The organism is Lacrimispora sp. 210928-DFI.3.58 (assembly GCF_020554865.1).
Lineage (GTDB): Bacteria > Bacillota > Clostridia > Lachnospirales > Lachnospiraceae > Enterocloster.
In genome coordinates this window covers 1-18,389 of record NZ_JAJCIC010000014.1, presented here as the reverse complement: position 1 = coordinate 18,389, position 18,389 = coordinate 1, and the positions used below count along the sequence as shown (strand labels likewise).

General features: G+C 47.4%; 18 protein-coding genes and 1 other annotated feature. Of the genes, 12 read left to right on the top strand and 6 right to left on the bottom strand.

Translation table 11 applies throughout. The annotated features are described in order from the left end of the window. Nucleotides 1–20 precede the first annotated feature (20 nt). From LIZ87_RS10345 to LIZ87_RS10325, 5 genes are all read right to left on the bottom strand, one after another. On the bottom strand, nt 21–929 hold the full coding sequence (locus LIZ87_RS10345; protein ID WP_330664584.1) for a tyrosine-type recombinase/integrase: 909 nt from the start codon (nt 927–929) through the stop codon (nt 21–23). Nucleotides 930–940: 11 nt separating this feature from the next. Continuing rightward, nucleotides 941–1,777 (bottom strand): tyrosine-type recombinase/integrase, encoded by an 837-nt coding sequence (locus LIZ87_RS10340; protein WP_227146822.1) that lies wholly within the window; start codon nt 1,775–1,777, stop codon nt 941–943. An 81-nt stretch (nt 1,778–1,858) separates the two neighbouring features. Continuing rightward, nucleotides 1,859–2,725, bottom strand: coding sequence for a tyrosine-type recombinase/integrase (locus LIZ87_RS10335; protein WP_227146820.1), 867 nt, complete (start codon nt 2,723–2,725; stop codon nt 1,859–1,861). A gap of 255 nt (nt 2,726–2,980) precedes the next feature. Continuing rightward, nucleotides 2,981–4,174, bottom strand: a complete 1,194-nt coding sequence (locus LIZ87_RS10330) for a choline-binding protein (RefSeq protein ID WP_227146818.1) — start codon at nt 4,172–4,174, stop codon at nt 2,981–2,983. Between the two features lie 132 nt (nt 4,175–4,306). After that, nucleotides 4,307–6,214: an argininosuccinate lyase gene (locus tag LIZ87_RS10325; protein WP_227146813.1), complete on the bottom strand. Its 1,908-nt coding sequence runs from the start codon at nt 6,212–6,214 to the stop codon at nt 4,307–4,309. A gap of 192 nt (nt 6,215–6,406) precedes the next feature. On the opposite strand from LIZ87_RS10325, the gene LIZ87_RS10320 reads away from it, so the two are divergent. From LIZ87_RS10320 to rplA, 9 genes are all read left to right on the top strand, one after another. Further along, complete coding sequence (locus LIZ87_RS10320; protein ID WP_178313111.1) at nt 6,407–6,805, top strand: PaaI family thioesterase; 399 nt, start codon at nt 6,407–6,409, stop codon at nt 6,803–6,805. Nucleotides 6,806–7,241: 436 nt separating this feature from the next. Further along, nucleotides 7,242–8,288 carry a rod shape-determining protein gene (locus tag LIZ87_RS10315; protein ID WP_319638579.1) on the top strand — a complete coding sequence of 349 codons (1,047 nt, stop codon included), beginning with the start codon at nt 7,242–7,244 and terminating at the stop codon, nt 8,286–8,288. A gap of 159 nt (nt 8,289–8,447) precedes the next feature. After that, nucleotides 8,448–10,721: an SF1B family DNA helicase RecD2 gene (recD2, locus tag LIZ87_RS10310; RefSeq protein ID WP_178313112.1), complete on the top strand. Its 2,274-nt coding sequence runs from the start codon at nt 8,448–8,450 to the stop codon at nt 10,719–10,721. Nucleotides 10,722–10,908: 187 nt separating this feature from the next. Beyond that, entirely contained in the window at nt 10,909–11,631 is a 723-nt protein-coding gene (locus tag LIZ87_RS10305) for a ComF family protein (protein WP_227146810.1), read from the top strand. Nucleotides 11,632–11,838: 207 nt separating this feature from the next. Further along, complete coding sequence (gene rpmG, locus LIZ87_RS10300; protein ID WP_008726232.1) at nt 11,839–11,988, top strand: 50S ribosomal protein L33; 150 nt, start codon at nt 11,839–11,841, stop codon at nt 11,986–11,988. A 26-nt stretch (nt 11,989–12,014) separates the two neighbouring features. Further along, nucleotides 12,015–12,278 carry a preprotein translocase subunit SecE gene (gene secE, locus LIZ87_RS10295; protein WP_227146807.1) on the top strand — a complete coding sequence of 88 codons (264 nt, stop codon included), beginning with the start codon at nt 12,015–12,017 and terminating at the stop codon, nt 12,276–12,278. Between the two features lie 21 nt (nt 12,279–12,299). Next, nucleotides 12,300–12,815: a transcription termination/antitermination protein NusG gene (gene nusG, locus LIZ87_RS10290; protein ID WP_178313115.1), complete on the top strand. Its 516-nt coding sequence runs from the start codon at nt 12,300–12,302 to the stop codon at nt 12,813–12,815. Nucleotides 12,816–12,914: 99 nt separating this feature from the next. Further along, on the top strand, nt 12,915–13,340 hold the full coding sequence (gene rplK / locus LIZ87_RS10285) for a 50S ribosomal protein L11 (RefSeq protein ID WP_002566637.1): 426 nt from the start codon (nt 12,915–12,917) through the stop codon (nt 13,338–13,340). A 114-nt stretch (nt 13,341–13,454) separates the two neighbouring features. Next, nucleotides 13,455–14,150, top strand: a complete 696-nt coding sequence (rplA, locus tag LIZ87_RS10280) for a 50S ribosomal protein L1 (RefSeq protein ID WP_178313116.1) — start codon at nt 13,455–13,457, stop codon at nt 14,148–14,150. A gap of 321 nt (nt 14,151–14,471) precedes the next feature. Here the strand turns inward: rplA and LIZ87_RS10275 are convergent, their stop codons facing one another. Continuing rightward, on the bottom strand, nt 14,472–14,933 hold the full coding sequence (locus LIZ87_RS10275; protein WP_178313117.1) for a hypothetical protein: 462 nt from the start codon (nt 14,931–14,933) through the stop codon (nt 14,472–14,474). Nucleotides 14,934–15,166: 233 nt separating this feature from the next. Continuing rightward, nucleotides 15,167–15,327 (top strand) — a sequence feature (ribosomal protein L10 leader region). An 89-nt stretch (nt 15,328–15,416) separates the two neighbouring features. Between LIZ87_RS10275 and rplJ the strand changes: the two genes are divergently transcribed. The 3 genes from rplJ (at nt 15,417) to LIZ87_RS10260 (ending at nt 18,003) form a co-directional block, all read left to right on the top strand. Further along, complete coding sequence (gene rplJ / locus LIZ87_RS10270) at nt 15,417–15,917, top strand: 50S ribosomal protein L10 (protein WP_178313118.1); 501 nt, start codon at nt 15,417–15,419, stop codon at nt 15,915–15,917. Between the two features lie 81 nt (nt 15,918–15,998). Then, nucleotides 15,999–16,373: a 50S ribosomal protein L7/L12 gene (gene rplL, locus LIZ87_RS10265; protein ID WP_178313119.1), complete on the top strand. Its 375-nt coding sequence runs from the start codon at nt 15,999–16,001 to the stop codon at nt 16,371–16,373. Nucleotides 16,374–16,662: 289 nt separating this feature from the next. After that, nucleotides 16,663–18,003 (top strand): tagaturonate reductase, encoded by a 1,341-nt coding sequence (locus LIZ87_RS10260; RefSeq protein ID WP_178313120.1) that lies wholly within the window; start codon nt 16,663–16,665, stop codon nt 18,001–18,003. Nucleotides 18,004–18,389: the final 386 nt, after the last annotated feature.

Sequence of the window (18,389 nt, the reverse complement as noted above, 5' to 3'; positions counted from 1 at the left end):
TTCTTTCGGAAAAAAGCAATCTACCAGGTAACGATTTTGTCGATCAGCTCCCTCTGCTCTGCAGAAGAGCGCGTAAGATAGACCCTGGTGGTCTCAATGCTCTCATGGCCCATGAGATCAGCCAGAAGGGAGATATCGTTAAACTTCGCCAGAAAATTCTTTGCAAACCGGTGGCGGAAGGAGTGGGGGTATACGGTTTCCGGCGCGATCCGGTATTTCTTTGCAAATACCTTCAGCTGGCTGCTGATCCCGCGGGGAGTGATCTGTTTACCATGATGGTTTGTGAAGATAAAACCGGTAGAGACTTCGCGCTCCTCAAGCCACAGGAGCGTTTCCTCACAGAGCTTTTCCGGAAAATAGATGCGCCGTACCTTCCCGCCCTTTGAGTAAAGATCCATGTATCCGATCTTGATGTGTTCTGCCTTTATCTGTATCAGTTCACTGACCCGTGCCCCCGTAGCCCCCAGATAACGCACCACAAAATACCAGAATTGGTTATTATCCTTTTTCAGACATCGCTTCAAACGCTCATAGTCACGTTTGGATATTACATTATCCAGAAACGGTTTTTGCTGCTGCTTGACAGAGGGAAGCCTGTAGGGAGCCGTGCCTTCCGGCATCAGAACCGCTGCAAGATGCGTATCCACAGTGCACAGGGCAGCCGTGTATTGGTTGATGCCGTAGATCCTTGCATTGACCGTGGACGGCTTATAATGCTCCAGAAGCCATTTCTTATAAGCCTGCAGGTTTTCTGGCGTCAGGCTTTCGTACATGCTGTGATACAGCCTCACAGAGGTCAGATAGGAGCCTATGGTATTGCCGGAAGCCCCCTTTTGCCGGAGAAATTCTCCGAACCATTCTAGTTTTTCCTGTGTATCGGGCTTCCTATTCATACATTCTGCCGGAACGTCATTTTTTCTGTTATCCATATCTTCTCCTTTCACCAGTCAACCACCTTATTGACAATACGCGACTGCTCCGTGCTGGTCCGGCGCAGGTAGATCCGGGTGGTTTCGATGCTCTCGTGTCCAAGCAGATTGGACAGCAGTGCGATATCCCCGCATTTCTCAATAAAATTTTTTGCAAACCGATGGCGGAAGGAGTGAGGATACATGACGTCCGGGTCCATATGATACTGAAGGGCAAAAGCCTTCATCTGGGCGCGTATACCGGCAGGGGAGAGCGGGGAACCAAAACGGTTCAGAAAAAGAGGCCCCCTTCTGCGGCAGAGGGAATCCAGCCATGCAAGCAGCTCCGACCTCAGGCAGGAGGGGACAAAGATGCGCCGCATTTTATTTCCCTTTGAGTAAATGTCCTTGTATCCCTTTAAGATATCTTCCACCTGAAAGGTAAGCAGTTCGCTCACGCGGACTCCCGTGGCAGCGATCAGCCGTACAATAAAATAATAGGTATATTCTTCATTTTTCGCCAGACGGATCTTTAAATATTCATAATCTGCCTGGCTGATGATCTTATCCAAATACATTTTCTGCTGGATCTTTATCATTGGGACGGGAGTGATCGCGGATTTTCGGTATTCCATAAAACAATTTAATGCCCGTATACGCAGATTTACTGTCTGAGGCCTGTAATGCTCCAACAGATAGACCTTATAAAGCTGCAGATTCCGGGAGGTCAGCTGGGGGTAAAGGTGGTAAAATTGGGATACTGCATAGCGGTACACATAAATCGTATTGTCGGACATATTCCTGGCGGTGAGATATTTCTGGAACTGTTCCAGAGTATGGTTGGATGGTAGCTTTGATACTGCTGTCATTAGTAAAACCTCCTTATATGTACATTTTCCAATAATAGATATGGTAAGAGATCTCTTCGGAAAATGTAAGAGGGAGGGGAGCTACCAGTCCACGACTCTATTAATAATGCCTGCTTGCTCCGTGCTGGTCCTGCGCAGGTAGATCCGGGTGGTCTCGATGCTGTCATGTCCCAGAAGGCTTGAGAGAAAGGCGATATCGCCGCCGTGTTCAATAAAGTTTTTCGCAAACCGGTGGCGGAAGGAGTGGGGATAGACGACTTGAGGATCCAGCTGGTAGCGCAGGGCAAAGGTCTTAAGCTGGGCCCGGATGCCGGAGATGGACATGGCCCGTCCCAGATGGCTTAAGAAAAGAGGAACGCAGCTTCTGGCCTCAGAGGCCAGCCATGCCAGGATATCTCTCTGCAGAGAGGTGGGGATGTAGACCCGGCGCATTTTATTGCCCTTTGAATAAATATCCTTAAATCCCTTTTGGGCGTCCTCCACCTGAAATTCCACAAGCTCGCTGACGCGCACTCCCGTAGCCGTGATCAGCCGTATGATAAAGTAGAACGTATACTGCCCATCCTCCCAAAGCCTGCGCTTCAAATACTCATAATCTGCCTGGCTGATCACATGGTCCAGGAAATTCTTCTGCTGCAGCCGCAGGGCATGGACCTTATAGTCTTTGATCCCCTGGAACTTCATAAAAGAGTTCAGGGCCCGGATGCGCATGTTTACTGTCTGAGGCTGGTAATGATCCATGAGATAGACCTTATACAGGCTGATCGTATCCGGCGTCAGCTCCTGATACCGTGTATAAAAATGCTTTATGCTGTAGACATAAGCCGTGATCGTGTGGGGAGACATATTGTTGTCGATCAGGTATTTCTGAAAAAATGCAAGACATTTATTCAGGGAATCCCCGGCTGGTTGGGAGGCGGGAGAGGAGAGTGGTTTATCAGGTTCCATGGCAGGTATATTCCTTTCATTGTTTTATCGAATATATTAACGCGAATTTTATGTAAAATAAATGTACAGTCGCAGATAAACTGTACAAAATGTATAAAATTTTTATAAATTATTATACAAAAGTGACAGAAGCAGGAAGGCTGTATATCTAAAATAGACAAAAAACGATAAAATGTCACTTCATGGACAGAAAAATAAGTGGTATAGGAAAGGGAAAATGGTTGGTATCCGTATACCACTTACTGCTTGATATATTTAGCTTTCTGCTTCTGGGGAAATATCCGTATTTTCAGCGTTCTCCGCAGCTCCATCATTCCAAACGCCGTTTTCATCTACATAGTAGCCATCAGGAGTTGTCTGACTTGTGAGCATAACTCCATTTTCGCCAAGATAATACCAGCTTCCATCCGCGCCCTGCCGCCAGGTGTTTGCTGCATAGCTGCCATCGGCCTCCTTATATTTCCAGGAGCCATCTATTTCCTCCCAGTAGGCTACTGCTTCCGGCTCCGCTAAACCACCGGGGCCTAAACTTACCAGATCTGTAGTGATAGTAGAGGGATTGCCATCCCATACACCGTTGGCATCTACATAATAGCCATCCGGTGTAATCGTGTCTGTCAGAAGATTGCAGGCCAAATCAAAATAGTAACTGGAACCATCGGTATCTGTTATCCAACCATTGGCAGCATAATAACCATTCTTCTGTATATACCGTTTTTGTCCCTCGACCTCTGTCCAACCAGGAAGGTAACTGGTTTTTTCACCATTTGAATTTACATAGATTCCGTCCGGTGTGATAGTATCTTTCAGCATCACGCCGTTTTCATCAAGATAATAGGTCTTATCATCCACGCGGATCCAACTATTGGTAACAAAGTTTCCATCGGTCCCACGGTATTTTTTTATATCATTATCCTGCCACCAGCCAGAAGTAATTGTACCATCATAAGCCCCAGCATCGGAGCCATCGACATTAATTAAATATTTTCTGACTTCATCAGGTAAATTAGCTGTATTCGTTCCGGAAGGAAGATGGACAACATCTACATAGCGCTCCTTTGTATCCAGATTCTTGTTGTTGGTATATAAGACAATACGGGTATAGGATTGTGTGCCTTCCGGAAGAAGGGCTTCATATTCAGGAATCCCCCAAATGCCATCAATATTTACCAAATCTGGAACTTTCCCCCAAGGCCTCCCGTAGGCAAGGGAATTAAATGTGTAGGCATAATCATATCCGCGGTTTAATATCACATCACTTTCCTGAATGGTATCGCCGCCTACCAGAATAGCAAAAGCCCGCCCGTTTCCGCAGTCAACAGGACGCCACTCAAAGAGATAGGCTCCGCAATTTTCCATGGTGATGGTCTCTGCTGCCCATGCAGAGGAGACGCTTCCAAAAGAGATAGCGATAACCAGTCCCATAATTGTAAGTGCTTTTTTTCTCAAGGTAAAATACCTCCTGTTTCATAAATTATAAAAGATTGTAAAAGGGAAGCGCTGTAACTAACTGAACTTCAATCAGTCACAACGCTTCCCCCTTAAATTAGTCTAGATATGTTTGGAATTGATCGATATCAATTAGTCCTCAACATAAACGCCTTCAATGACGCCGCCCTTGGATACTACATAGTAGTAATCATTGCCATCTTTGTTCTTGCTCTTGGTATCAATAACCTTACCAGAAGTATTTACAAGGATAAAGCTTTCACGCAGTTCTTTTCTTGCTGCCTTCTCAGCATCAGTAGCAGTATCGGCAAGAGCTGCCCAGGTATAAGCTTCACTCAGGTCCTCAGCATCCTTTGTTACATGACCGACTGATACATCCTGGCTTCCTGTTTTGGAGCCAATTGCATCGGTCAATCCAGCTGCTTCGATGAATTCTTTTGCATCATCCAGTTTCTTGTAAGCATATTCTGCCTTCTGGGTAACATTACCATTGCCATCTACTTCTTCTGCCTTGATTTCAACCTTCTGAACAACAATGTATTTGTCATCAGAATCAGCCTTCAGAAGCATACCGGACTGGTACATCTTGTCATCCTTTTCGCCTGTAACACCAGCGCCCTTATTGCCGCCGGACTTCTCAAAGTAGAAGTTTGTATTCTCGCCGTCAAAGGTAAGAGCGGTCTTGCCTGTTCTCATAGCGCCATCATCGCTGCCGCCGAAGTAGTAGCACTTATAGCCATTTGGCTCATAGTACTCAACAGCATGATCAAGGAAATCATCCTCATTATCAAATGGATAGTAATCATCATCATCAGCCTTGACGATCAGGTTATCACGGCCATCCTCTTCATAGATAAACTTCAGGCCATTTACCATACGTCCATCATTTCTGAATGCATACTTCTTTCCTTTGACTGTCTTGAATTCACAGGCATACAGATTACCGCTGCCGTCTGCATAGTACCAAGCATCCTCATCATCATTATATTTGTCTTCATTCAGATATTCAGCAGAAACTACCTTGAACCATCCCTTGCTTATGCGGGAACCATCCTCAACGCTGTTGAAGTATTTCCATGCCTGGGAATATTTGGCATCTGCACCGCTGCCCTTGAGAACGCCTTCAATGCTGACACTGCCATTTTCGTCAACACGTGCATCAGAATAACCACTTCTGGTTGCTACAGCCATTGCTGTGGATCCGGTAGCATTAACACCAGCTGCGTAGCCAGCCTCTTTCTTTAAGTCATCCTCGTCTAAGGACCACTCTGCTACCATTGCGCCGTACTGGTCAAATGCATACTTCTTGCCATTGATGGTCTTATCCTTTGTCCTATCGCCGTCCTCAGCATAGATCTTCTTACCATTGGACTTAAAATAGAACCAACGGCTCTGATCCTCATCGTCATTGAAAGCAGCGGCAGTATACTTATAATCATCATCTGTTGCTTCATCATAGGTGATATCCAGTAAAATCCAGCCAGTGGTCATAGCGCCGTCATCGGAATCACCAAAGTAATACATACCATCCTTAAAGCCCTCGCCGTCAGAATCATCGACACGTTCTGCGTTATCCTCTTCTACCCAGCCGAACAGCATCTTGCCCTCGTCATCGAATGCGTACTTCTTACCGTTGATAGTCTTTAAGGAAACCTTGTCATTATCACCATTAGTGAGAGCCTTACCATTAGCCTGGAAGTAGTACCAGTAATGATCCGGCTCGTCATCCTCGCCAGCATCCTCATTCTCGATAGCTACCCACTGATTGGAAGCCATCACACCGTTGATGTCAACGTAGTAGTAGTTATCGCCGTCCTCAATCAGCTGATCGATAGCCATCTCGCCGTCGCTGTCAAGATAATACCAGTTATTTCCGGATTTCTTCCAGGAATCAGTTGCTCTCTCGCCGTCACGGTTGTAGTAAACCCATGTTCCGTCTTCCTCAGCCCAACCTGTAGCTGCGAAGGAGGTCATGGATGCACCGATAGCGAGCAGTGCTGCTGTTGATAATACAGCAACTAATTTTGTCTGCTTTCTCATAATGAATGCACTCTCCTTTTTGTTTTTTGAAATACTTTTTGAAATCCTAATTGCATTACGAGATGATTATACTTCCGATAAGGAAAAGTATAGACGGTTTGGGAAGATTGGACTATAATGAGTCAGTAGATGTTGCAATCTTTTGACCCTGGTATCATCAGAAAGCAATACAAAGAAAGAGGATGAAAATAGATGGATGAGAAAATAACAAAAGCAGCGTATTCCCTCCTGCAACCCCTGTCAGGCCTGGAGCATGCAAGACTGGAAGAAATGTCAAAAGGCCATGCGGTTATTGCCATAGACATTATGGAAACAATGCACAATGCGCTGGGAAATGTTCACGGAGGTTTTCTGTTTACCCTCTGTGATACGGCAGCAGGAGTTGTCAGCGCATCGGAGAGCAAAGTCAGCGTCACCCTGAACGGCGATATTCACTTTATCAAAGGGGTGCACAGCGGAACTCTTTACACGAGGGCGGATACCATCCACTGTGGAAAGACCACATTGGTAGTGGATGTGAAGATCATGAATGAGGACGATGCTCTCATTGCTTCAGGAACATTTACGATGTACATACTGAGAGAACTATAGGAGGCCTGAGATCTGAGCAGCATTTTTGCTCTATCGGAGGTTCCGGGAGTTTCCCATGGTACAAAAAAACTGCCCCGCCATGCGGAGCAGAAACCTTTTATAGGGGGGCCGGACGGATCACTCCGTCCGGTATGAGTATGAAAAAGCTTTGTGATTTCAAGTAATCACTTGAAACAAAGGCCTCGTCCATCTCTCGATGAACTTGCTATTATCATAAGCAAAAATTGTGACCAAAATATGTCCGCATCATGAAAAAACCATAAAGAATATAAAAAAGAAAAAAACCCTTTGAAAACTTTGCAATATTGTTTATAATAGAAGCAATGCAATATCCGATTACTGTTCATGACAGTTTTCCGCAATATTTTGTACTGTTGGCAGGGGCCCTGTATGGGAATGGGGCGCTGTGCTCACAATTCTAGGAGGAACTATCTGTATGTTTTTTTCAATGATGTCCAATGATATTGGAATCGACTTAGGAACCGCCAGCATCCTTGTATATATCAAGGGCAAGGGTGTTGTATTAAAAGAGCCATCCGTAGTAGCGATCGACCGTGATACCAACAAGATCATGGCAATTGGCGAGGAAGCGCGCCTTATGATCGGACGAACCCCCGGCAATATCGTAGCCGTCCGTCCTCTCCGTCAGGGCGTGATCTCTGACTATACCATTACCGAGAAAATGTTAAAATACTTTATCAATAAAGCAGTAGGCAAGAAGACTCTCCGCAAGCCCAGGATCAGCGTATGTATCCCCAGCGGCGCAACAGAGGTGGAGAAAAAGGCAGTGGAGGATGCTACCTACCAGGCAGGAGCCCGCGAGGTGGCGATCATCGAGGAGCCTGTTGCCGCTGCCATCGGCGCAGGCATTGACATCGGCAAGGCCTGCGGCAACATGATCGTTGACATCGGAGGCGGTACAGCAGATATCGCTGTCATTTCTTTAGGCGGCCCTGTTGTCAGTACCTCCATCAAGATCGCAGGAGATGACTTTGATGAGGCCCTTGTCCGCTATATGAGGAAGAAGCACAACCTGCTGATCGGTGAGAGAACGGCTGAGGAGATCAAGATCAACATCGGCGCAGCTTACCGCAGGCCGGAGGTCCTCACCATGGAGGTGAGAGGCCGTAACCTGGTAACAGGCCTTCCGAAGACCATTGTGGTTACATCTGATGAGACCCTGGAGGCCTTAAGAGAGCCTGCACTTCAGATCGTGGATGCTGTACACAATGTACTGGAGCGCACTCCGCCGGAGCTTGCAGCAGATATTTTTGACAGGGGCATTGTTATGACGGGCGGCGGCTCCCTTCTAAGCGGCCTTGATGCCCTGATCGAGGAGAAGACAGGCATTACCACCATGATAGCGGAGGATCCGCTGACAGCTGTAGCCATCGGCACCGGCAAATTCATCGAGTTTGCCCACGGCATGACCATGGCCTTGGAAGCCTCCATGGGCGTAAACAGCACAAGAGAAGACTATTAAGATCAAGGGGTGCTGCAAAATGCAGCCTGCCCGCAGGGGCGGCTTACTTTTGCAGCACCCTGTTTCATATCACGGGAAGCTCTGCGTAAGACTCCGCGATGCAAAGGCTGGCCTCAGTCCTTCTTTTGCCGGAAAGAACACATACGGAGATATCAATATATGGCAACTATCACAGGATTCATCGAAAAAATCAAATACCGCAATGAGGACAATGGCTACACAGTCTTAAGCGTGACCGACCAGAGCGACGGGGAAGAGGTCATCATGGTCGGCAATCTGGCCTATGTGGCAGAGGGGGACATGATCGAGGCCAGCGGTCATATGACGGAGCATCCTGTATATGGAGAACAGCTTCAGATCGAGCATTATGACATGAAGCTGCCTCAGGATGAGCTGTCCGTAGAGCGTTATCTGGGTTCCGGTGCCATCAAGGGCATTGGGGCTGCCCTGGCTGCGCGGATCGTGCGCCATTTTAAGGCAGACACGCTCCGCGTGATGGAGGAGGAGCCGGAGCGCCTGTCCGAGGTTAAGGGCATCAGTGAAAAAATGGCCATGGCGATCGCAGAGCAGTTTGAAGAAAAAAAGGATATGCGCCAGGCTATGATGTTCCTGCAGAATTACGGCATTTCCATGAATCTGGCTGCTAAGATCTACCAGGAATACGGGCCTCGCCTCTACGGCATTATCCGGGAGAATCCCTACCGTCTGGCCGATGATATACCAGGCGTTGGCTTCAAGATGGCAGACGAGATCGCAGAGCGGGTGGGCATTTTCACAGACTCCGACTACCGCATCAAGGCAGGTATCCTCTACACCCTTCTCCAGGCATCCGCAAACGGCCATACATACCTGCCGAAGAGCGAGCTGTTCGGCCAGGCTTCAGAGCTTTTAAAGGTAGAGCCATCGGCCATGGAAAAGCATCTGATGGATATGCAGATCGAGAGGAGGATCGTGGTGAAGGCCGCAGCGGCCTGCCCTTCTGATCCCCTGGTATTCTCCTCCCACTACTATTATCTGGAGCTGAACACCGCCCGGATGCTCCACGACTTAAATATCCGCGGCGATATCCCGGAAACAGAGATCAGGGCCAATCTCCTTAAGATCCAGAAGCAGGAGGATATCCGGCTTGACACCCTTCAGGAGCAGGCCGTATGCGAGGCTGCAAGCAGCGGACTTCTGGTGATCACAGGCGGCCCCGGCACCGGAAAGACAACAACGATAAACGCCATTATCCATTACTTTGAGATGGAGGGAATGGAGATACTCCTGGCAGCTCCCACAGGCCGCGCAGCAAAGCGCATGACAGAGGCCACAGGATACGAGGCCAGGACTATCCACCGCATGCTGGAGCTTGTGCCCTCCGGCCTGGGAGACGTCCCCGGACAGCCTGGGGCTCCCGGCAGCTCAGGCATGCATTTTGACAGAAACGAAGAAAATCCCCTGGATGCCGATGTCATTATCATTGATGAAATGTCCATGGTCGATATCAGCCTTATGCATTCCCTTCTGCGCGCTGTAAATGTAGGCACCCGTCTGATCCTGGTAGGCGATGTGGACCAGCTGCCCAGCGTAGGCCCCGGCAATGTGCTCCGGGATATCATAGCCTCCGGCTGCTTCAATGTTGTCAAGCTTACCCGCATTTTCCGTCAGGCAGCCCAGAGTGATATCATAGTGAACGCCCATAAGATCAATGAGGGAGAGCCGGTAGACCTGGCAAAGCGCAGCAAGGACTTCCTCTTCATCCGCCGTGATACGCCGGACGCGGTCATAAGCGCCGCCATTACCCTGATCCAGCAAAAGCTTCCGGGCTACGTCCACGCCTCCCAGGGAGAGATCCAGGTAATGACACCCATGCGCAAGGGCGCTCTGGGAGTGGAGCGCCTGAATCAGATCTTACAGCAGTACCTAAACCCGCCGGACAAATCCAAGAAGGAAAAGGAGGCCGGCGGCATCACCTACCGTGTCGGCGATAAGGTAATGCAGGTCAAGAACAATTACCAGATGGAATGGGAGGTCCGCAACAAATACGGCATTCCCACAGACAAGGGAAGCGGCATCTTCAACGGAGATATGGGTATCATCCGGGAGATCAACGAGTATGCGGAGCTTCTGACCGTGGAATTTGACGAAGGGAAAATGATCGAATACACCTTCAAGCAGCTGGAGGAGCTGGAGCTGGCCTACGCCATCACCATCCACAAATCCCAGGGGAGCGAATATCCTGCAGTCATTATCCCCATGTACAACGGCCCCCGCATGCTCATGACAAGGAACCTGATCTACACAGCTGTCACCCGTGCCCGCTCCTGCGTCTGCCTTGTAGGCCTTCCGGAGGCTTTTCGCGCAATGGCAGCAAACTGCCTGGAGCAGAAACGCTACTCCGGCTTAAAAAACCGTATCGAAGAGATCTACGCACTTTCTGACCCGGTCTGAGAACAGGCCGGGCAATTCTCTCATCTAAATTCCCTTCCCAAAGTCAAAGCCCATGCCACGTCCTGTATGAGCTATCATCGCTGCATTCCTTCTTAAGCGCCATGTATACGCCCTGCATTCGACAATGCGTCATCCGACTCTTTTTCATCCAGTTAAAAACAGCACAGAGCAACAAAGGAGCTTTATCATGTACAAAACAAACTGTTTAGAATCAGTCATATCCCTGCTCTTTCCCCGCCGCTGCCCGGTATGCAAAGACATCGTCATTCCCCGCGGCTCTCTCATCTGTCCGGATTGTATGGGAAAATTATCCTGGATCCACGGCCCGACCTGCAAGCGCTGCGGCAAGGAGGTCATCAGCAGGGACATCGAATACTGCTTTGACTGCACAAAGCATAAACGGACCTTTGACTGCGGCATGTCCCTGATAAACTACAATGACATTGCCAGCCATTCCATGGCCCAGATCAAGTACAACAATAAGCGGGAATATCTTGACTTCTATTCCGAGGCCATTTACCGCAAGCTGGGCCCTCGCATTCTCCGGCTTGCACCTGACATTCTGATCCCGGTTCCTGTCCATCCTACCCGTCTGAAAACAAGAGGCTTCAATCAGGCAGAGGAGCTTGCCCGCCGCCTGTCTCTGAAACTGAACATTCCCATAAACACAAGCATTCTGCGCCGCGTGAAGAAAACAGCTCCTCAAAAGAACCTTGGCCCGTCGGAACGCCTTCGTAATCTGGAACAGGCCTTCGTCGCCTCCCCTCTTCCTCCCCGGATCAGATCCATCCTCCTCATAGACGACATCTACACCACCGGCTCCACCGCCGAGGCCTGCGCCCGTGTTTTAAAGAGAGCAGGGGCTGAATATATTTGTGTTCTTACTATATTTATAGGGGCGGGGGGATGATCTCCTCCGCGCTCCGCTTCGGCCTGAAAATTTATTCGGAAATTTTTCATAGGACAGATACGCAGTATTTCCCAAAAATCCCTTGACGATAGCCTTTTTCTATGATATCATGTATGGGCGAATGGAAGATAGGTCTTTTTTTTATGCTCAAAATTAAGACCAAAAAGCAAAATGTGAACTACGATAATTTAAGTGGAGGTGGAAGTCGTGCGCACAAAGATTACACTGGCATGCACAGAATGCAAGCAACGCAATTACAACATGACGAAGGACAAGAAGACTCATCCTGACCGTATGGAAACCAAAAAGTACTGCAGATTCTGCAAGAGACATACCATGCATAAGGAAACAAAGTAATCCTGTTCAGTAAAGGACGTGAAGTTATGGAAGAAAATACAGTCAAGACTGTAGAAACCACAGAAAAAGCGGCCAAGGCTGACAAGGCAGAAAAAAAGACGGCTAAGAAGAAGGAAAAAAGGCCCAGCTTTTTTAACGGCCTGAAAAAAGAATACAAGAAGATCGTCTTTGCTGACAAGGAAACAGTAGCCAAGCAGACAGTTGCAGTTGTGTCTATGTCCATTTTCATTGGTGCATTGATCGCTGTGTTGGATCTGGTTATGAAGTATGTGTTAGGTTTTATTCTTTAATTCAAGGGCGAGGGTGATTGTATGTCAGAAGCACATTGGTATGTAGTCCATACCTATTCAGGTTACGAGAACAAAGTCAAGGTCGACATTGAGAAGACAATCGAGAACAGAAATCTTCAGGATCAGATCTTAGAAGTATCCGTGCCGATGCTCCCGGTAGTGGAGTTGAAGAACGGCGTGGAGAAAAAAGCAGATAAGAAGATGTTTCCGGGCTACGTGCTCATCAACATGGTCATGAATGATGACACATGGTATGTGGTGCGCAATACCCGCGGTGTCACGGGCTTTGTGGGTCCGGGCTCCAAACCGGTTCCTCTGACAGAAGAAGAGATGGCAGGTCTCGGCTTCGTGAAGGAAGATCTCTTAGTCGATTTTGAATTGGGAGATATGGTAGTTGTTATCTCCGGTGCATGGAAGGATACTGTCGGAGCGATCAAAGCGATCAATGACAGTAAGAAGACCATCACAATCAATGTAGAAATGTTCGGCCGTGAAACCCCGGTTGAACTGGGATTTGCCGAAGTCAAGAAGATGTAAGCAGATCCATTTGCAACGTAAGGAATCAGCTTTTGCAGGGCAGAAGCTGGTGGGAGGGACATTCCCGACAATACCACATAATTTTAGGAGGTGCCTAAGATGGCAAAGAAAGTAACAGGATATATCAAATTACAGATTCCGGCTGGCAAGGCAACACCAGCACCGCCAGTAGGACCAGCTCTTGGTCAGCACGGTGTAAATATCGTACAGTTTACCAAGGAGTTCAACGCTAGAACAGCAGATCAGGGTGACATGATCATTCCTGTTGTCATTACCGTATATGCGGACAGAAGCTTCAGCTTCATCACAAAGACTCCGCCGGCAGCCGTTCTGATCAAGAAGGCCTGCAACATTAAGAGCGGATCCGGCGTTCCAAACAAGACGAAGGTTGCAGTTCTTAAGAAGGCTGACCTGCAGAAGATCGCAGAGACAAAGATGCCAGACTTAAATGCTGCCAGCTTAGAGGCTGCTATGAGCATGGTTGCCGGTACTGCAAGAAGCATGGGCGTTACCATTGAGGAATAATTTGAGAGCTTTTGCTGTCTTATGAGCAGGGACAGCAGATGGAGCAAGCATTTACCCGTTTATAGGAACGTGGGAGGGAGATTCCCCCGTCAATACCACTAGGAGGTTAATTCAATGAAATCAGGAAAAAGATATGCAGAGGCTATGAAAAATGTAGACCGTACTGCACTTTACGACGTAGCAGACGCTATCGCATTAGTAAAAAAGAATGCATCTGCAAAGTTTGATGAGACTGTAGAACTTCACATCAGGACAGGCTGTGACGGACGTCACGCTGACCAGCAGATCCGTGGAGCTGTTGTGCTTCCTCACGGAACAGGTAAGGTTGTACGTATTTTAGTATTTGCAAAGGGACCAAAGGCTGACGAGGCTCTGGCAGCAGGTGCTGATTACGTAGGAGCTGAGGAACTGATCCCAAGGATCCAGAACGACGGCTGGCTGGATTTTGATGTAGTTGTAGCTACTCCCGACATGATGGGCGTTGTTGGACGTCTTGGCCGTGTACTGGGTCCCAAGGGCTTAATGCCAAACCCGAAGGCCGGCACCGTTACCATGGACGTAACCAAAGCGATCAACGATATCAAAGCTGGTAAGATTGAGTACAGACTTGACAAGACAAACATTATCCACGTGCCAGTAGGAAAGGCTTCTTTCACAGAGGAGCAGTTAGCGGACAACTTCCAGACGCTTATGGACGCAATCCTGAAGGCTAAGCCAAGCACAGTAAAAGGCGCATACTTAAAGAGCGTAGCAATTACCTCTACTATGGGCCCTGGCGTTAAGCTGAATGTAGCTAAGCTGATCGGCTAATCGATTGCCCACAATATAGAAAAAAGCGCCCTGACCTTCCCATCCTTTCTTGAGAGGATGAGAGGCTGGGGCGTTTTCTTTTTGTGTAATAAAAATCCGATAAAATGCACTACTGGCGCATTTTACTGGAAACTTTGTAATCAAAATGTGTGTCCTGACACGCACCCGCGCCGGAGCAAAGCCGCAAAGGCAGCCAATTTCCTAAGCGCAAAGTGCGCATCCTGCGGAGCGTTTTGTTCCGGGGGAGACGAAAGTTCCTGTGGAACAAAAAACGGGAGTCTGCACATGACAGACTCCCGGATAGATACCAATCAAAAGAAATTACAGCAGATTACCGTTGGTTCTGTCAAAGTAGTGAAGATTGCCATCGATTTCCACCACTCCCCTTGCTGCAGAGCCATCTTCGGTGAGATAATACTTCTGCTTATTATATTCAAACCAGGTATTAGCCAGCATCTTGCCGTCCTCGCCAACGTAATACCACTCATTAACGATCGGGATCCAGCTGTTGGTAACCATAGCGCCCTGTGCATTTACCCAGTACCAGCTGTCATTGTATTTTACCCAAGACTGAACAGCCATCTCGCCGATCTCATTTACCCAGTATAAATCGCCGTTATATTCAACCCACTGACTGGTTACGGGGTTGCCTGCCTCATCGTAGTAATACCAGCGGGACTTTACATCAACCCAACCCTCGCGGGCAAAGCTGGTGAATGCAGAAGCAACAACTAATGCAGCGGCAGTTGCCATTGTTACGAAAGCCTTGAAATTCTTTTTCATAATTCATACTCTCCTTTGTTAAAGTTTGTAGTAAATGTAATCTTTAAAAAAACTTAAATAAAACTTAAGCATATAGTAACATGCCTTACAAAATCTGTCAACACTAGAAATGAATTTATAGACGAAAAAATGTTCCTTTTTTTTGTGTTTATTGGAAGAAATCCACAGATAACGTGTGCAAACTGTGAAAAATAGAAAACAGTACTTGACATCACTGCTTGTATATGATATAGTACCAAAGTATTGAATGCCCTGAGACAGCAGGTACTGAAAAGTGTAAGTAATAAAACGCCTGCCGAGGAACATACAAAACTCTGACATCGTTAAGATGTCTGTTTCATGAGATTTTGCTGACCTCCCTGTCTTTGCGCAGAGAGGTTTTTTCTATCATAGGAGACTCCTGCGGAGCAGGATTCTTTTCATGAGTCGTTCCCATGCTATGACGGTTTTCAATGCAGAATAATAGAAGGAGGTAAACCATTCATGGCAAAAGTTGAATTAAAGCAGCCGATCGTAGACGAAATCAAGGCAATGCTTGACGGCGCTGCCGGTGCAGTTATTGTAGACTACCGTGGTCTGACTGTAGAGCAGGATACTCAGCTGCGTAAGAAGTTAAGGGAAGCTGGTGTGTCTTACAAGGTATACAAGAATACCCTGATCAAGCGCGCAGCAGAAGGCACAGACTTCGCAGCACTGGATCCACAGCTGGAAGGCCCGACTGCCTTAGCTGTTTCCAAAGATGACGCTACAGCCCCTGCAAGAGTCCTGGCAGAGTTCGCTAAGACAGCTCCGCAGCTGGAACTGAAGGCATCCGTAGTGGAAGGAACATACTACGATCAGGCAGGAACCCAGGTTATTGCAACCATCCCATCCAGAGAGGTACTTCTTGGAAAGCTGCTGGGAAGCATCCAGTCTCCGATCACCAATCTGGCCCGCGTTCTCAATCAGATTGCAGAGAAGAATGGCGGAGCTGCAGAGGCATAATCCTTTTTGCAGTCTTAAGAGCGTTTTCGCTTCGGAATAATAAAACACTGAATATCAAATATGAAATAGGAGGAACATAAAATGGCAAAGTTAACAACCGCTGAGTTTATCGAAGCTATCAAGGAATTATCCGTATTAGAGCTGAATGAGTTAGTAAAAGCATGTGAGGAAGAGTTTGGCGTATCTGCAGCAGCTGGCGTGGTAGTTGCAGCAGCAGGCGCTGGCGCAGCAGCTGAGGAAGAGAAGACCGAGTTCGACGTAGAGCTGACCGAGGTTGGTCCTAACAAGGTTAAGGTTATCAAGGTTGTCCGCGAAGCTACCGGCTTAGGCTTAAAGGAAGCCAAGGACCTTGTTGACAGCGCTCCAAAGGCATTAAAGCAGGGCGTATCCAAGGAAGAGGCTGAGGAGCTGAAGACCAAGTTAGAGGCTGAGGGTGCTAAGGTTACTCTGAAGTAATTCTGTTTTGTTCATGAAAGGGTGCTGTTTAACGGCTGTAAGGCTGGAGACAGCGCCTTTTTGTATTTCTGCTGCTTTTGAATATGTCCGAATTTCTGCTGCTGCTATTCTTACAGCATTTTTATTTATTATAAAATGTAAACGCTTACAATTTTTCTTTAAAAACCCTTGCATAATTCTCAATAATGTTGTATAGTAAGTTCAGAAATAAAGAGAAAAGATGCTTATATCAAAAAATGTAAGCACTTACAAAACTCAACAACTATTTATCTTATGGAGGTAGCAAAACATGAGCAGCAATGTAAAAGAAACAGTCATCCAGTTTGGCGAAGGCGGGTTTTTGCGTGGATTCGTAGATTACTTTTTCCACAAGCTTCGTGAGAAGGGCTTATACGATGGAAAGATCGTAGTGGTACAGCCCATCGAAAAAGGTATGTGCCAGATGCTGGCAAACCAGAACTGCGAGTACAACCTGTTCTTAAGAGGCATTGACAATGGCCAGATAGTAAACGAGCATACCCACGTAACATCCATTTCCAGAGCACTGAACCCATACACTCAGTATGATGAGTACATTGCGTTGGCCGAGAGTCCGGACTTAAGGGTCCTGGTTTCCAATACCACCGAAGCAGGCATTGAGTACATCGGCACAGAAAAGCTCACCGACATGCCTCCGAAAGCATATCCTGCAAAGCTCTGCCAGTTCTTATACAAGAGATACAAAGCAGGCTTAAAGGGCCTTATCCTTCTTCCCTGCGAACTGATTGACGACAACGGCGACAACTTAAAGAAATGCGTTCTTCAGTACGCAGATCTCTGGGAGCTGGAGGATGGCTTCAAGAACTGGATCGAGACAGAAAATGACTTCTGCAGCACTCTGGTAGACCGTATCGTAACAGGTTATCCGAGAGACGAGGTGGAGGAGCTGACAAAGCAGATCGGCTATGAGGATAAGCTCATTGATACCGCGGAGATCTTCCATCTGTGGGTGATCGGCGGCCATCATGAGGACGAGCTCCCATTCCAGAAGGCTGGCTACAACATTGTATGGACAGATGACGTACATCCATATAAGAAGAGAAAGGTCCGTATCTTAAACGGCGGCCACACCTCTATGGTACTGGGTGCATATCTGTACGGCCTTACAACGGTCGGCGAGTGCTTAAAGGACGAGAAAGTATCCTCCTTCCTTAAGAAATGCATTTTTGAGGAGATCATCCCAACCATCGGCGACACCGAAGACAACCGTAAGTTCGGCGCAGCCGTACTGGAGCGTTTCTCCAATCCATTCATCAAGCACCAGCTGTTAAGCATTGCCTTAAACTCCGTAAGCAAGTTCCAGGTACGTGTGCTTCCCACCATTCTGGAGTATAAGGAGAAATTCGGCAATTATCCATCAGCCCTGACCTTCTCCATGGCAGCCCTGATCTCCTTCTACCGCACGGACAAGGCAAACGACGGCGAAGAGATCATGCAGTTCATGAAGACCGCCTCCGTAGAGGATATCATGAAGCGCGAGGACTACTGGCATGCCGACCTCACCGAGATGATCCCGATGGTACAGGAATACTATGATCTGATCCAGGAAAAGGGCATGGCAGAGGCGTATGATGCTGTATTAGCAAAATAATATTGGGCTTACACAGGGGAAATTGAGTATATATAATATGTAGAAGGGGACGCTGTCCGGCAGTTTGGCTGCTGGGGAGCGTCCCCTTCTATATCTTAGACAAGAAGAACACCCCATCTATTTCATGAAATGTACAAAAATAAATACAATTTTCGCAAAAACTATGTTTCTCGTAATAATTCCGTAAGAAAATGCACAGGTAAAGTTTATGGTATTTCTTAAGAATCTATATTATACTAAATGCGTGTGATGGAGTTGGTTCTACTTCCACAGGGAAATGCCGAAAGATGGCGAATTTAGAAGAATTTGCAAAAAATGCAAAAAAACTATTGATAATTTTCCTTATCGGAAGTATAATCATCTCGTAATGCAATTAGGATTTCAAA

What these genes read in the sequence shown, in the direction of transcription:
- LIZ87_RS10325 (WP_227146813.1), bottom strand. Translation starts at nt 6,214, where the DNA reads ATGAGAAAGCAGACAAAATTAGTTGCTGTATTATCAACAGCAGCACTG.
- recD2 (WP_178313112.1), top strand. Translation starts at nt 8,448, where the DNA reads ATGGCAACTATCACAGGATTCATCGAAAAAATCAAATACCGCAATGAG.
- nusG (WP_178313115.1), top strand. Translation starts at nt 12,300, where the DNA reads ATGTCAGAAGCACATTGGTATGTAGTCCATACCTATTCAGGTTACGAG.
- rplA (WP_178313116.1), top strand. Translation starts at nt 13,455, where the DNA reads ATGAAATCAGGAAAAAGATATGCAGAGGCTATGAAAAATGTAGACCGT.
- LIZ87_RS10340 (WP_227146822.1), bottom strand. Translation starts at nt 1,777, where the DNA reads ATGACAGCAGTATCAAAGCTACCATCCAACCATACTCTGGAACAGTTC.
- LIZ87_RS10260 (WP_178313120.1), top strand. Translation starts at nt 16,663, where the DNA reads ATGAGCAGCAATGTAAAAGAAACAGTCATCCAGTTTGGCGAAGGCGGG.
- LIZ87_RS10305 (WP_227146810.1), top strand. Translation starts at nt 10,909, where the DNA reads ATGTACAAAACAAACTGTTTAGAATCAGTCATATCCCTGCTCTTTCCC.
- LIZ87_RS10320 (WP_178313111.1), top strand. Translation starts at nt 6,407, where the DNA reads ATGGATGAGAAAATAACAAAAGCAGCGTATTCCCTCCTGCAACCCCTG.
- LIZ87_RS10275 (WP_178313117.1), bottom strand. Translation starts at nt 14,933, where the DNA reads ATGAAAAAGAATTTCAAGGCTTTCGTAACAATGGCAACTGCCGCTGCA.
- secE (WP_227146807.1), top strand. Translation starts at nt 12,015, where the DNA reads ATGGAAGAAAATACAGTCAAGACTGTAGAAACCACAGAAAAAGCGGCC.
- rplJ (WP_178313118.1), top strand. Translation starts at nt 15,417, where the DNA reads ATGGCAAAAGTTGAATTAAAGCAGCCGATCGTAGACGAAATCAAGGCA.
- rplK (WP_002566637.1), top strand. Translation starts at nt 12,915, where the DNA reads ATGGCAAAGAAAGTAACAGGATATATCAAATTACAGATTCCGGCTGGC.
- LIZ87_RS10345 (WP_330664584.1), bottom strand. Translation starts at nt 929, where the DNA reads ATGGATAACAGAAAAAATGACGTTCCGGCAGAATGTATGAATAGGAAG.
- LIZ87_RS10335 (WP_227146820.1), bottom strand. Translation starts at nt 2,725, where the DNA reads ATGGAACCTGATAAACCACTCTCCTCTCCCGCCTCCCAACCAGCCGGG.
- LIZ87_RS10315 (WP_319638579.1), top strand. Translation starts at nt 7,242, where the DNA reads ATGTTTTTTTCAATGATGTCCAATGATATTGGAATCGACTTAGGAACC.
- rplL (WP_178313119.1), top strand. Translation starts at nt 15,999, where the DNA reads ATGGCAAAGTTAACAACCGCTGAGTTTATCGAAGCTATCAAGGAATTA.